The following is a 13,906-nucleotide window of genomic DNA, read 5'->3' on the forward strand; positions in this document are numbered from 1 at the left end:
TACGAGAGAAGTCATCCAAAGAAAAGGCGACGACTACCCTCGTATTCGTTATGTCTTCGTTATTAGCCTTTGACTGCACCAGCAGAAAGTCCACTTACAACGTAGCGTTGGGACACTAAAGCAATGATCAGAACCGGAAGTGTAATGATGCAGGCGGCAGCCATCAGCGCACCCCAGTTGATTTCGGAATAGGACATAAAGTTAAACACAGCGATCGGTAATGTTTTTGTTTTGTCCCCTGCCAAGATAACCGAGAACATAAAATTGTTCCACGAAAATATGAAGGAGAGCAGCGATGCTGTAATGACACCCGGTCCTGAGATAGGCAAAATAATGCGCAAAAACACTTGATGATGCGTACATCCATCGATAAGCCCAGATTCTTCAATTTCTGTAGGAAGTGCTTCGAAAAAGGAAATCATAATCCAAATAATAAACGGTAATCCAACAAGCATGTGACTAAGAATTAACGCTGTATAGGTGTCTACCAAATGGATCTTGGAGAACAGGATGAACCAAGGAATCAAGAACGTGATTCCCGGAATAATTCTCGCAACTAAGATGAGAAGCCCCAGCTTGTGAAGGTGATGTCTTGCAATTGCATAAGCTGCAGGAAGCCCTAAAATAAGGGACAAAATCGTCGAACCAGCTGCAACAAGGAAACTATTCCAAATAAACTTCAGAAAATTATACTCTTTGAACACACTGACATAGTTATGAAAAGTCGGTTTGAAAAAGAAGATATCGCCTGTCGATAAAATCTGTGATTGCGTCTTAAAAGAAGCCAGTAACATCCAGATAAATGGAAAACCAAAGGCGATTAGGACTAGGAACGTTAGCAGCATTTGTATAAATCTTAAGCCTTTCTTTGGCTTCATGATGAGGTTCCCTCCAATCGTTTGCGCATCCATATCATAAATAAAGTCAGTCCCATCACCAGAGCAAAGAAGATAACAAGTAACGATGAAGCCATACCCAGCTTAAAGTATTGGAAACCGAGCACATAGCCATACAAGTTCAATGTCTCTGAAGCAAAATTCGGCCCGCCTTGTGTTGTCGCATAAATAATATCGAACGTCTTCAACACATCGATTAAGCGCAGCATCGCCGCTACAATGATCGTTGGTTTCAGTAAGGGCAGCGTAATGGAAACGAATTTTCTCCATGCCGTTGCACCGTCCACATCCGCCGCTTCATAAGGATCGGTTGGAAGTGTAGCTAAGCCTGCCATAATAATCAGGGCAATCATCGGTGTCCATTGCCAAACGTCTACAATAACCAGGGAAGGTATAACCTGATTAGGTGAGGCTAGCCATAATAAAGGCTTCAAGCCCATCGATTTGAGCATCATATTTGCTACCCCGATGGTTGGCTCATAGATAAGCATCCACACCAAGCCCATCGCTACCGGTGTTGCTACCATGGGCAGCAGGAATACCGTTTTTACGATGTTTTTGCCTTTGAATTCTCTCGACAGCAGCAAGGCAATCGCGATCCCCAGGATAACTTCAAGCCCAAGGGCCATGATCGTGAAGTAGAACGTTGAACCTGTTGCATGCCAAAAGCGCTCATCTTTGAATAAGGCGATATAATTCGACAATCCTACGAAAAGTGGCGGTGTTGTTGCGGACATGCTCCACTCATAGAAGCTGATACGGAATGTATAGATGATTGGAAACAGCATCATCAACAGGACGAAGATGACCGCCGGAAGCGTATAAATCCATTTTAAATTGCGGTTAAACCAACTGTATTGCATGACTTCATTCACCCTTCCTGATGAAATTGTACCCTTATGCAAAGGGTGAAGAGGGCCACTTGAGATGACCCTCATTTGTTGCTTTCATGATGTATTTATTTCGTTTTATCTTTATCCATAATCGCTTGCAGAGCTGCATTCGCTTTATCTGCTACCGGCTGAATGTTCGTTTCACCGGTCATTAATTTTTGTACGATTTCACCAACGGCATCACGAGCTTCACCCACACTAATTACCGTCGGACGGTCGTGGTCAACACCGTTTTTGGAGCTTTCTTTAATGACAGGAACGAGCTCAGCCGGGAAGCCTGTTGTACCTTCTGGTTTATCCCATACCGAAACACGTGCGCCTGGATTACCGGTTTGCTGTGTTTTCAACACGATATCTTTGCTTGTTGCCCACTCGATGAATGCCCAAGTCGCATCTTTATTACCCGATTTGGCGTTCATCGCAAGACCCCAAGATGTAATACTGTAAGGCTTAGAACCTGCTTTACCACCTGGCATTACGGCAAAACCAACTTTATCGGCGATTTGTGACTTGGCTGGATCTGTCGCATTTTTGTAGAGCGAGTTCGCATCCGTTAAGAAAGCAACTTTCCCTTGTGCGAAAATACCGAAAGCTTGCGGCCAAGACATATTGAGTACGCCCGGAGGCGCATAATCCTTAAGTAAAGTGCCGTACGTTGTAAATGCTTTGACCGCTTCTGGCGTGTTAATCGCCGCTTTGTCGCCATTCGTGAAGTCTGCACCTTCTGAGTATAAGAAGGAAGATACTTGCGTAACTAGCGGTGAACGTTGGCCCCTAGCCACAAAACCATACATTTCGTTTTTCGGATCATGCAGCTTTTTCACCGCCGCTTGCAGCTCATCTAACGTTTTTGGTACCGCAATACCAGCTTTTTGCAGCAGATCTTTGCGGTAGTACAAAATTTCTTGCTCAGTAATGATCGGAATACCAGCTAGCTTCGCATCTACCGTTGTGGAACCAACAGCTGATTTAGCAAAATCGGCGAAGTCATAGTTTTTTGCTTTTTGAGCGTAATCATCAAGCGGTTGAACCCAACCGTTTTTATAGAAAAGCTTGCCCTCTTGAAGCGGACGGTACATGAAAACGTCTGGTGTCGCAGAACCGGATGTAAATTGTACAGTTAGTTTTTGTGTCAGCTGATCCTCGAAGAAGCTCTCAACATTGACCTTGATCCCTGTTTCTTTCTCGAAATCAGGCAGCAATGGCTTGATTGCATCTGCCCAAGGATGGTTCGCTGCTACTAAAGAGATCGTCTTTCCTGCAAAAGGCTTCGCATTAGCGGTTGCGCCCGCTGCAGGCGTTGGTTGCTGCGTTTTCTCCGGCGTGCTCCCGCATCCTGCAACAACCGTTGCTGCCATGATAACTGTCGTTCCAACACCGACCCATTGTTTCAATGATTTTTTCATCTGATATGTGACCTCCCAGGTAATCTGAAATGTATGTGCTTACATATCTAAGAGTACTTGATTCTTATATTCCGTTATATAACGAAAATTAAACATGCATAACTACATGTGAAGGGAAAAGGTGGGTGGGGGTGATGGGATACCCTGCAAACTATATCTGAAGCAACCACGCTCAACATCCGATCCTGCAAATCACATCAGAAGCCTGCTTTGCGATTAAAAGATGCATTTTGTGCAGTAAAATTCGAAAAATTGAGCTAAATTTAGGATTTTGCTGCATATTGCTCTTTTGCATCTTTATTACGTGTGTTGCTAAATTTCATCGAATTTGCTGTACTTTTTGCGGGTGGATGCGGGTGGGACAGGTACAAAAAGAGGTTGAGCTGCAGTCTTAAACTGCGGCCCAACCTCTTTTTTGGTGAAACAAACCCTCCGTCTTCCCCGTAGCTCTTCACGTTGCCTTCGGATGCACCATGTCTTCCGGACGCACGTAGCTGTCAAACTGCTCAGCCGTTAAGTAGCCGCTGCGCACGGCTGACTCCTTCAATGTCAGCCCTTCTTTGTGGGCTTGCTTCGCGATGCTGGCCGCTTTCTCATACCCGATATACGGGTTGAGCGCTGTAACCAGCATAAGGGACTGCTCGAGATTGCGCTGAATCACCTCGCGATTCGGCTCCATGCCAACGAGACAGTTATCGTTGAACGAGCGCATACTATCAGCCAGCAGCCGCACGGACTGCAGGAAGTTGTGTATAATCACGGGCTTGAACACGTTCAGCTCGAAGTTGCCCTGGCTGGCGGCGAAGCCGATGGCCGCATCGTTGCCCATCACCTGGCAAACGACCATCGTCATCGCTTCGCTCTGCGTGGGGTTGACCTTGCCCGGCATGATCGAGCTGCCGGGCTCGTTCTCCGGGATCGTGATTTCACCGATTCCGCAGCGGGGACCGCTCGATAGCCACCGCACATCGTTGGCTATCTTCATTAAGTTTGCCGCAAGCGCCTTCAGCGCGCCGTGGGCGTAGACGATCTGATCATGGCTGGTCAGCGCATGATACTTGTTCGCGGCCGAGACGAAGCGCGTGCCCGTCTCGCGAGACAAAGCTTCGGCGACGCGCGCGCCGAACTCGGGATGCGCGTTCAGCCCGGTGCCGACAGCGGTGCCGCCAATAGCCAGCTCGCGCATCGTATCGACGCTGCTGCGCACCATGCGCGCCGTCTGCTCCAGCATCGCCCACCAGCCGCTGATCTCCTGCCCCAGCGTGAGCGGGGTGGCGTCCTGCAGGTGGGTGCGGCCGATCTTCACGATGTCGGCGAAGGCCGTCATCTTGCTGTGGAGCGTAGCCTGCAAAAGCTCCATCGCAGGCAAAAGCTCCTCCTCCACCGCGATGACGCCAGCGACATGCATCGCGGTTGGGAACGTATCGTTCGAGCTCTGCGAACGATTCACATCATCATTGGGATGTATGCGTTCCCCGCCATCCCCCAGCAGTTCGCTGCCTCGGTGAGCAATCACCTCGTTGACGTTCATGTTCGACTGCGTCCCGCTGCCCGTCTGCCAGACGACGAGCGGGAACTCGTCGCTCCAGCGGCCCTGCACGATTTCATCAGCCGCCTGCGCAATCGCCTCCGCCTTCTCGGGAGTTAACCCCGCAAGGTCGCGGTTCACCTGCGCGGCGGCCTTTTTCAACAAGGCAAAAGCCCCAATCAACCGCACCGGCATCCGCTCCGTGCCAATCTTGAAATTCTCATAGCTGCGCTGTGTCTGAGCCCCCCACAACTTATCCACAGGTACTCTGATTTCACCCATCGTATCCTTTTCAACTCGATAGTCTTGCGCCATTATGAACCGCCTCCTGGACCTAGCTTTATATGCAGATAAAATAAGTTAACCCATCTACTGACATCATCAAACACGCAAGGCATAGTTTGCCCAGATTCTGGAGCAGTATGAGCCTTTTACTGGTTTTCACACACGTAGACGAGCTATAATGAACAAAAACACCTGCCCATGTCAGGTGTAAAAGAAGGAGCTCATTTTCATGGAATCCAAACTTGATATCATCGTTAGATCAACGGAAATTGATGTGAATGGACACGTCAATAACGCCAAATATTTGGAGTACCTCGAATGGGGGCGCGAAGAATGGTATGAGCAATCCCAACTATTCTATGAAACCTTTGGCGCGATGGGGATTCAAACTGTTACGGTGAACATCACCATCAATTATAAAAAAGAATGCAAACAAGGAGATCACTTAACGGTTACCTGCCGCCCTGAGAAAATGGGACGCTCCAGCTACGTGCTGAAGCAAGAGATTTTCAACAAGCAAGGCGAGCTATGTGCTGACGCCCTTATTACCAGTGTAACGATGGATAGCACGACGCGTAAAAGCCGAGAAGCGCCGGAGGCGTTGCGGAAACATTTTGAATAAAAAATGCGATCTTACACAGTGTCTGTGGATAACTTTTGACCGATTGTCGTCAGCAGTCCGTCCATGCTCGTCACGTTTTTTTCTTGCCAATAGTCATTCAGCCCTTGCTCGCCTTGTTTCGTCGCCCAATTCTGCAGGGTTTTCCGCTCTCCTTCATAAGTATAAAAGGGAACACTGTAGCCGCATGATGCTTTGACCTCATGGACCTGGGCGACGATGATTTGCCGAGCTCCAGGCAGCAGTGTAAAATGCGGAGATAGTTTCTCCCACTCTAGGGTCCCTGGCAAAACAACTTGCCCCTTTCCATACAGACGCAGTATCATAGGGGGCCCTTCCACAGCCGTGAACATCAACGTAATCCGTCCATTCTCCTCCAAATGCGCACTTGTCTCATTCCCGCTCCCCGTTAAGTCCAAATAGGCCACTTCATTCGCTGATAAAATACGCAGCACATCATGACCCTTCGGAGAAAGATTAACGTGCCCTTCCGCTGATAACGGTGCCGACCCCACAAAAAAGATGTGCTGCTTCGCGATAAATGCTTCATGCTCCGGCAGCAGCGCTTCAAATGATTTCCCCATATGCGAATCATCGCCTTTCCATTTTCTTCTATTATGCTCTCCCTTACGATATTTGTGAAATAGTTAAAATAGACATTCTTTATAGTCATTACCTATGATTTATAGCTACTGCATTCTAATATCAATTAAACAACCTGTATGTTTACTGGAAAATAGAGACATACTTAGTTAGGACGAGTGCGTTTGTCAGGGTTGATGCGTTAAGTATAAGTTCAAAGTTAACTTATACTTACTATTCAACTGAAACTAAGAGGAGGTGATTTCAAATGTCAACAACCAATAGCAGTGATGATGTGGTGAGCCATGGCATTAATGCCGCACAGGCCAACGCGGAAGATAGCGAATCGAAACAAAAAGTGGAGGAATTAAACTCCTTGCTCCAAGGTACAGCAACAAACTCCAGCGCCAATGAAGAAACGTCCTCACAGGAGTAATCCGCTGCAAATCATTTTAGATGATTAAGAATTAACAACGTTAGATAACTATAAAGCACTGCAAAAAGAGCTTTTCCTGCTGGTCTATGAGACCGAGGAAGAGCTCTTTCTTTGGGGTGCAGCTATATTCCTCCATCCTTCTACTTCTCCACTCCCTCTTGTAACACCTATTCCTCCTTTCCTTCACTCTTCTACTTCTCTACTCCGCTCTACTCCTCACATTTCTGCATCTCCACTTCCTTTATACCGCTAAATGTAATAAGAGTCGCCAGAGACTGCTATTTCTCCGTTTTCATCCTTTTTGATCAAAATAGAAGCCTTTGGAGACTTTTATTTTCGAAAAAAAAGAGATTTGGATGGGTATATGGGGGAAATAGAAGTCTTTTAGGGCTTCTATTCCTCTGTTTACAGTACTTTTTTCCGAAATAGAAGCCTTTGGAGACTCTTATTACCCAACATTCCTAAGAACATTGAACCAAACGCCCATACGCCGAATAAATTGTAGCAAAAACGTAGGGATGGATGATGAAGATGAACGGATTGGATCAACCCGTTAGTATAAAGACGTATCAAGTGCTTCGTGATAAATTAAATCTGCTGTACCCAGCTGTTGAAAAGCATACGCCTTACACGTCAGAGCTTGCCATGAACACAGCGATTGTTAACGCAGTTAATAAGCAGCTTCGCGAGCAAGGATATCCGCAAAATCCGCTGACAGACGTGACGGCTCATTATGAGCTAAAGACGAATGAACGAGGTATTCTGAGTTTGACCTTATGGAATTATGCTTTTTCGGGCGGAGCCCATGGACTGACAATCCAAAACGCACTGACCTTCAACACGGAATCAGGCAAAGCCTATGCGCTCAAAGATCTGTTTAAGCCCGGCAGCGATTACGTTGCCAAGCTCAGTGCAATCATTAAGGCTGATCTTAAAACGCGCGATATTCCTTTGTTGGCAGAATTTAATAGTATTAAACCAGATCAGGATTTTTATATTGCCGATAAAGCTTTGGTCGTTTATTTTCAAGTGTATGAGTTGGCCGCTTATGTCTACGGATTTTTGTATTTTCCTATTTCTGTGTATGCCATCCAGGATATCATCGCTGAAGATGGACCGCTTGGTAAAATGTTTTATTAGTGTTAGACGCAGACGATAATTTGTCTGCTGAAGTTACCTTTATTGACGGTGCAGCGCTCTGCGATGCGAAATCCTGCTTGTACGATGAGCGGATCGATCTGCTCCGTCGTAACGATAACCGCGAGCTTCGCTATTCGGCGGGCGCTTTGGAGCATTTGCAGTTGCTCGTCCTCCGGCAGCTTCGAGCAGAGATTGTACGGCATGTCTAGGATGAGCGCATCATAGCGGACCTGCGGGTTGGTCGATGACGAGGCCTGCTCACCTACCAAGCCTAGGGTCCGCATATCGGCGATGCTCACCACATTCGGCATGCCGAAGTGCTCGAGATTCACCCGCGCGCCGCGGACCGCCAGCGGGTTGATGTCGCAGCCCACGATGTCGATCCCCATCGACATCGCTTCCACGAGCACCGTGCCGATACCGCAGCACGGGTCAATTGCCTTCGTGCCCGCTACGTCGGGCACGGCAATGTTCACCACCGCCCGCGCTACGCGCGTACTCAGGGCGGTGGAGTAGTTCTGTGGCTTCTGCTGATGCTGAAGCCACACGGCTTCGCCGTAGCTGCAGTTGCCGAACAACCATCGGCCTCCCAGCTCCGTCACGGCGAACCATTGGTCCGGCCGTCGCATCTCGGCTTTGCCGCGGAGATGCCGGCCTATTTCGCGAGCGACCTCACGCTGGCGGTCCGTACTGACCGCAGCCTCAGTCTCCGCGAACGCAACCTTGAACGTTGACCCCTGCACGGTCAACGTCTCAACCCTCGAGGCCAGCTCCGGCAAGCTGCCGGCCTCGAACAACACATCCAGCCGCAGCTTCAAAAACGGGCTGCGGCTCGGCTCCACACAACGCGCGCTAACCGCGTAGCGCGCGCCAAGCACTGTCTCTGCGCCCAATAAGGTGCGCAGCTCTAACTGGCACAGCGCCTGCTCGTCTTCGTGGCAGGCGTATACGTATATATGTTCCATACATCATCCCTCATTTTACATGTTAAATGCCTACATCTGTTTTGCGTTTAAATTTCTATTCTTCCCAGCACCTATCACAAAACAGCTACAAAAACTGCTGCATCAACTGCTTCATAAACATATCCATCGTCTTACATAGGAACATATCCTTACGATAAACAATGCCGACGTCCTTCTGGGGAATCGGGTCTATAATCGGGATACTCCGAATACCGCTGCTGCGGATACTGTCCACATAGGACTGTGGCAAAATGGCTCCGCCTACATTATTTTTGGCCATCTGAAGCAATGACTCCAAGGTTGAGAGCTCTATCGCCGGCTTCCATTCAAAGCCAGTCTGCTCACAGCAATCATCCATCATTTGCCGAACATAAAACTTTTTCTGGAGCATAGCGACTGGAAGCTGGGATAAGTCAGTCAAACGTATGGTATTCTCCTGGGCAAGCGGATGCTTGTCCGAAATAACAAGCCGCAGCTGTTCATTGTACAACGGAATGTAATGGAACTGTTCATCTTCATCAGGCAGGAAAACAACACCAATGTCAAGCTGGTTGCTCAGCAGACGCTCCTTTGTCTCCTCGGTAGCGAGTTCCGTCACAGATAGTTCGATCTTCGGGTAAAGAGCATGGAAGGCAATAATCGTCGCGGTGAGTAAATGATTACCGGAGCAGCCTATACGCAGCCGTCCCCGCTGCATACCCTGGATCTCATTAATGGCAGCCTGAGCTTGATCCAACTCATGGAATATATTCCTACTGTGTTTATGAAGGATCTCGCCTGCTTCTGTGATGTAAATCTTTTTTCCGATTCGCTGAAAAAGGGGTGATCCTACCCGATGCTCCAACAGACGAATCTGTTGGCTAAGTGTGGGTTGACTGATGCCAAGCTTTTCCGCTGCCTTCGTGAAGTGAAGTTCTTCACATACCGCTAAGAAGTATTCCAATAATCGATGCTCCATCTTGGTATGCCTCCGATCATAGTTATTAACTATGATGGTAATTGATTATTCGCAATTGATCAATGATAGTTATTTATCTATAGTAACGATAACAAGTAAGCACATTCGAAAAGGTGGTTGATGGCGATGTACGGACAGATTCGAATCGAACACAATCTGAGTTGTAAAACAAAGCCCCGTTTTGAAGAGGATTTAGGGTTTGGGCGTCATTTTACCGATCATATGTTTATGATGGATTTCGAGGAAGGAAAGGGCTGGCATGATCCGCGTATTATCCCTTATGGCCCCATCTCCCATGATCCTTCAGCGATGGTTTTTCATTATGGGCAAGCCGTGTTCGAGGGGTTAAAGGCTTTTCGTACGGAAAAGGGTGAGATTGTTCTATTTCGACCTGACCAAAATGCACAGCGACTAAACCGTTCCAGCGACCGGCTGCAAATGCCTCAAATGGATGAGAATTTCGTCGTAGGCGCCATCCAGACCCTCGTTCGTTTGGATGCCGAGTGGGTGCCCAGAAAAAAGGGGTCCTCTTTATATATTCGTCCTTTTGTGATAGCTACCGAAGCCGGCTTAGGTGTGCGCGCCTCATCGCGCTATTCGTTCGTAATCATTATGTCGCCGGTAGACTCCTACTATGAGGAAGGACTTCAGCCCATCAACATCCTTGTAGAAAGCTATTATGCCAGGGCCGTTCAAGGTGGTACGGGCAGTGCCAAAACAGCTGGCAATTACGCTGCAACCCTCAAAGCACAAGCCCTCGCCAAAGAACACAACTGCGCTCAAGTGCTCTGGCTGGATGCCATCGAGAAGATTTATATAGAAGAAGCAGGCAGCATGAATGTCTTTTTCAAAATCAACGGGGAAGTTGTGACTCCAAACCTTAGCGGCAGTATTCTGGATGGTGTCACGCGAAACAGCATCATTCACCTGCTAAAGGAGTGGGGCATTCCGGTTACAGAGCGGAAAATTTCGATCGATGACCTTGTTCTGGCCTATGATAACGGAACCCTTGAGGAGGCCTTCGGTACCGGTACGGCTGCCGTTGTGTCCCCTATTGGCGGTCTCCTGTGGAACGGTACGCCTATGGTGATTAACCAAGGTAACATTGGTGATCTGGTTCGTCGGCTTTACGATACAATTACTGGGATTCAATACGGAAGGATCGAGGATTCTTACGGGTGGACGATTCCTTGCTGAAATCCAGCTGTTAATGAGAAAACCTCTATCGAGGCCTTTCGAAGATTAGCGACCGCGTGTAAATGTAGATTTTATGTGGTAAAAAAGACACCTCTTGGGTGTCTTTTCTCATACGCAGGTTACTTTAATTTAAATCAGGGGTCTACCACAACTAGTTCTTTTGAATCTGACCGTTTGATTCGGGGTAACAGGCATTATAGTAACCAGAGCCATGCATTTAGTGGCACCCTATTTGGCTGGTTGCTCATCACTCTCTGTTTCCTTCTCTTTCTGCTCAACGAGCTGCCCATCGATGTCGATAATATCCTTGCTGTTCATCACGTCATCACCGAGAAAATCCCTCAGCTTGTTCTTCGCTTTGCGCTTCACATCGTCATCGATACTCCTTGCGACAGAGGCCAGCGCAAACCCCAAGGCACTTAAATCATCCACATACCCAACAATTGGCAGCAAATCAGGCAAGAGATCCAACGGAAAAATGAGATAGCCCAGCGCGCCGTAGATTTGAACTTTTGCTCTTAGCGGTGTTTTCGGACTTTCTACGGCGTAGAAGAGCAGAAGTCCGCTGTAAATGACTTTGCTGCCTGCCTTTTTGGCGCCCTTTTTCAGTTTCAGCCAGAAGCCGTCGGTTGAGAAATATTTCTGATATTTGGAAGAGTCCATCGTACGATCACTCCAATCATTTTTGTGGAAAAATGCCTAAAGTTAGGATCAACTGATTAAGGCTTACCTAACAAGATATATAACCCATATACAGCGGAAACAAAGCACAACTGACACTAAGATAATGATTCCCTAACATTATATAAATTTGCACACCTAGTGGAAGTATGACCCAAAAGCAATAATAAATCCGGCTTTAACAGCTCCTTCTTTAACTATAACTTAATCTTCCAGTTAAATACAATCTAGCATAAAACCAAAAAGGACCACTCCCTTAGGAGCAGCCCTACTATGGCTACTAAGCCAAACATGAAGTGAGCATCGTGATTACAGTACCTGCTCACCATCATACGTAGCAATTTTCTTGTAAAGATCCGGACGGCGGTCGCGGAAAATGCCCCACTCGATACGCTGAACTTCCAGCTGATCGAGATCGAATTCGGTAACAAGCACCGTTTCCTCATTGCGGCCAGCTTCCTCAATCATATTGCCCTGCGGGCCTGCGATGAAAGACGAACCATAGAAGTTGATGCTGGATTCTTCATCTTCTTCCTTACCGATCCGATTCGACGCGATAACCGGCATCAAGTTCGCCGCGGCGTGGCCGCGCATGCACATTTGCCAGTGATCCTTAGAATCGATCGAACCATCCTGCGGCTCTGAGCCGATAGCGGTTGGGTAGAACAGCAGCTCTGCACCCATCAACGCCATAACCCTTGCAGCTTCTGGGTACCATTGATCCCAACATACGCCTACGCCGATTTTGGCATAACGTGTTTTCCAAACCTTGAACCCGGTATCACCAGGGTTAAAATAGAACTTTTCTTCATACCCCGGACCATCAGGGATATGACTTTTGCGATAAAGACCAAGCACTTCACCATCTGCATCGATGACAGCCAACGAATTGTAGCGCGCGTAATTCTTTTTCTCATAAAAGCTGATCGGCAGTACAACCTGAAGCTCCTTGGCAATTTCACGGAAATGATTGATTGCTTTGTTGTTCTCCAGCTCCGTCGCGTAATGGTAGTAGTCGGACTTCTCTTTTTGGCAGAAATACGGTGTCTCAAACAGCTCTTGGATCAAAATAATTTGAGCGCCCTTCGCGGCTGCTTGGCGAACCAAGGCTTCTGCTTTGCGAATGTTTTCTTCTATATTATCGGAACAGCTCATTTGCGTTGCTGCTACTGTTACTTTTCTCAATGGAATCACCCTTTCTTGCTAGCTGGCATTTGTTGTGTCGTGCAATGGACGTTGCCGCCTTCTTTGATGATGGACATGCCGTTAATTGTGCGGATTCTGCGATCCGGGAAAGCTGCGCTTAGCACCTCTTCTGCCTTACGATCTGTCTCTTCCGCAGTTCCGCCGAAAACCGGCAAAATAATGCCGCCGTTTACGAAATAAAAGTTCAAATAGCTTAGCGTCAGACGCTGCTCTTCAAAGAACGTTAGAGGAGGCTGCTCGATCTGAATAATTTCAAAAGAACGTCCTTTAGCATCCGTCGCATTTCGAAGAATTTCTAAATTCTCCTGAGTAATCGCATAGTTCGCATCAGCCGGATCGTTGCAAACCTGTAAAATGATTTTGCCTGGAGCCGCGAAGCAAGCAATATTGTCGACATGACCGTCCGTTTCATCGCCGTCCAGCCCTTTATTCAGCCAGATGATTTTCTCGACGTTGACGAAGTTTTTCACATACTCTTCGATTTGTCCACGGCTTAGGTCTGGATTGCGATTCGTGTTCAGGAGACATTCCTGGGTTGTCAAAAGCGTACCTTCTCCATCTACATGAATGGAGCCGCCTTCCATGACGAGCGGAGCGTCAAAACGTTTCACACCATGATGCGCCAAAATTTGCGGAGCCACGTTATCATCAAGATCCCATGGCGCATATTTGCCGCCCCATGCGTTAAATGTCCAATTCACAGCTGCAATTTCCTGCTGCTCATTCAACAAGAACGTAGGTCCGTTATCACGGAACCAAGCATCGTTATGCGGAATGATCAGAAAATCAACGTTTGTCTCATCGAACATTGCCTTAACTTGCTCAGCATCAGCAGGGTTCACGATCACCGTCACAGGCTCGAATTCAGCAATGGCCTTAGCCAAATCTGCATAGCCTTTTGATACAACCGCATGATCCTCCGGATAAACCATCGAAGATTGAACGGGCCAAGAAATAAATGTACGTTCGTGTGTTGTCCACTCTGCTGGCATTCTATAGTGTAAATCCTTAGGTTTCATCTCATCCATCTCACTTTATATAAATTTGTTGGCAGGCATATGAAGGGCAAATATTAAAGTCAAATGCACCGTCTTTCATCATATACCAAAAGGAG

At 47.5% G+C, this 13,906-nt stretch carries 14 protein-coding genes; 4 read left to right on the top strand and 10 right to left on the bottom strand.

Annotation, left to right across the window (positions count from 1 at the left end; genetic code table 11):
• Positions 1 to 62: 62 nt before the first annotated feature.
• The 4 genes from QFZ77_RS02740 to fumC form a co-directional block, all read right to left on the bottom strand.
• On the bottom strand, positions 63 to 878 hold the full coding sequence (locus QFZ77_RS02740; RefSeq protein ID WP_307435827.1) for a carbohydrate ABC transporter permease: 816 nt from the start codon (positions 876 to 878) through the stop codon (positions 63 to 65).
• Positions 875 to 1,759 (bottom strand): carbohydrate ABC transporter permease, encoded by an 885-nt coding sequence (locus tag QFZ77_RS02745; RefSeq protein WP_171644436.1) that lies wholly within the window; start codon positions 1,757 to 1,759, stop codon positions 875 to 877. Before QFZ77_RS02745 ends, QFZ77_RS02740 begins: the two co-directional genes overlap by 4 nt.
• A gap of 95 nt (positions 1,760 to 1,854) precedes the next feature.
• Positions 1,855 to 3,195: an ABC transporter substrate-binding protein gene (locus tag QFZ77_RS02750; RefSeq protein WP_307435830.1), complete on the bottom strand. Its 1,341-nt coding sequence runs from the start codon at positions 3,193 to 3,195 to the stop codon at positions 1,855 to 1,857.
• A gap of 451 nt (positions 3,196 to 3,646) precedes the next feature.
• Complete coding sequence (fumC, locus tag QFZ77_RS02755; protein ID WP_307435834.1) at positions 3,647 to 5,038, bottom strand: class II fumarate hydratase; 1,392 nt, start codon at positions 5,036 to 5,038, stop codon at positions 3,647 to 3,649.
• Positions 5,039 to 5,237: 199 nt separating this feature from the next.
• Between fumC and QFZ77_RS02760 the strand changes: the two genes are divergently transcribed.
• Complete coding sequence (locus tag QFZ77_RS02760) at positions 5,238 to 5,630, top strand: acyl-CoA thioesterase (RefSeq protein ID WP_307435837.1); 393 nt, start codon at positions 5,238 to 5,240, stop codon at positions 5,628 to 5,630.
• Between the two features lie 11 nt (positions 5,631 to 5,641).
• On the opposite strand, the gene QFZ77_RS02765 is transcribed toward QFZ77_RS02760, so the two are convergent.
• Entirely contained in the window at positions 5,642 to 6,211 is a 570-nt protein-coding gene (locus tag QFZ77_RS02765; RefSeq protein WP_307435839.1) for a pyridoxamine 5'-phosphate oxidase family protein, read from the bottom strand.
• Between the two features lie 266 nt (positions 6,212 to 6,477).
• Here QFZ77_RS02765 and QFZ77_RS02770 point away from each other — a divergent pair, with 266 nt between their 5' ends.
• Complete coding sequence (locus QFZ77_RS02770; protein ID WP_156390057.1) at positions 6,478 to 6,645, top strand: hypothetical protein; 168 nt, start codon at positions 6,478 to 6,480, stop codon at positions 6,643 to 6,645.
• 531 nt (positions 6,646 to 7,176) lie between these two features.
• Positions 7,177 to 7,785, top strand: coding sequence for a DUF3298 and DUF4163 domain-containing protein (locus QFZ77_RS02775; protein ID WP_307435843.1), 609 nt, complete (start codon positions 7,177 to 7,179; stop codon positions 7,783 to 7,785).
• Between the two features lie 2 nt (positions 7,786 to 7,787).
• On the opposite strand, the gene QFZ77_RS02780 is transcribed toward QFZ77_RS02775, so the two are convergent.
• Positions 7,788 to 8,750 carry a TRM11 family SAM-dependent methyltransferase gene (locus QFZ77_RS02780; RefSeq protein WP_307435846.1) on the bottom strand — a complete coding sequence of 321 codons (963 nt, stop codon included), beginning with the start codon at positions 8,748 to 8,750 and terminating at the stop codon, positions 7,788 to 7,790.
• A gap of 85 nt (positions 8,751 to 8,835) precedes the next feature.
• Complete coding sequence (locus tag QFZ77_RS02785; RefSeq protein ID WP_307435849.1) at positions 8,836 to 9,708, bottom strand: LysR family transcriptional regulator; 873 nt, start codon at positions 9,706 to 9,708, stop codon at positions 8,836 to 8,838.
• 126 nt (positions 9,709 to 9,834) lie between these two features.
• Between QFZ77_RS02785 and QFZ77_RS02790 the strand changes: the two genes are divergently transcribed.
• The gene (locus QFZ77_RS02790) at positions 9,835 to 10,905 is read left to right on the top strand and encodes a branched-chain amino acid aminotransferase (RefSeq protein ID WP_307435852.1); all 1,071 of its coding nucleotides are present in this window, start codon (positions 9,835 to 9,837) and stop codon (positions 10,903 to 10,905) included.
• 228 nt (positions 10,906 to 11,133) lie between these two features.
• Here the strand turns inward: QFZ77_RS02790 and QFZ77_RS02795 are convergent, their stop codons facing one another.
• From QFZ77_RS02795 to QFZ77_RS02805, 3 genes are all read right to left on the bottom strand, one after another.
• Positions 11,134 to 11,568, bottom strand: coding sequence for a YkvA family protein (locus QFZ77_RS02795; RefSeq protein ID WP_307435854.1), 435 nt, complete (start codon positions 11,566 to 11,568; stop codon positions 11,134 to 11,136).
• A 327-nt stretch (positions 11,569 to 11,895) separates the two neighbouring features.
• On the bottom strand, positions 11,896 to 12,771 hold the full coding sequence (gene aguB, locus QFZ77_RS02800) for an N-carbamoylputrescine amidase (RefSeq protein WP_307435856.1): 876 nt from the start codon (positions 12,769 to 12,771) through the stop codon (positions 11,896 to 11,898).
• Between the two features lie 5 nt (positions 12,772 to 12,776).
• Complete coding sequence (locus tag QFZ77_RS02805; RefSeq protein WP_307435859.1) at positions 12,777 to 13,811, bottom strand: agmatine deiminase family protein; 1,035 nt, start codon at positions 13,809 to 13,811, stop codon at positions 12,777 to 12,779.
• Positions 13,812 to 13,906 lie beyond the last annotated feature (95 nt).

Source organism: Paenibacillus sp. V4I3, from assembly GCF_030817215.1.
In the GTDB taxonomy this organism is placed as follows: Bacteria; Bacillota; Bacilli; order Paenibacillales; family NBRC-103111; genus Paenibacillus_E.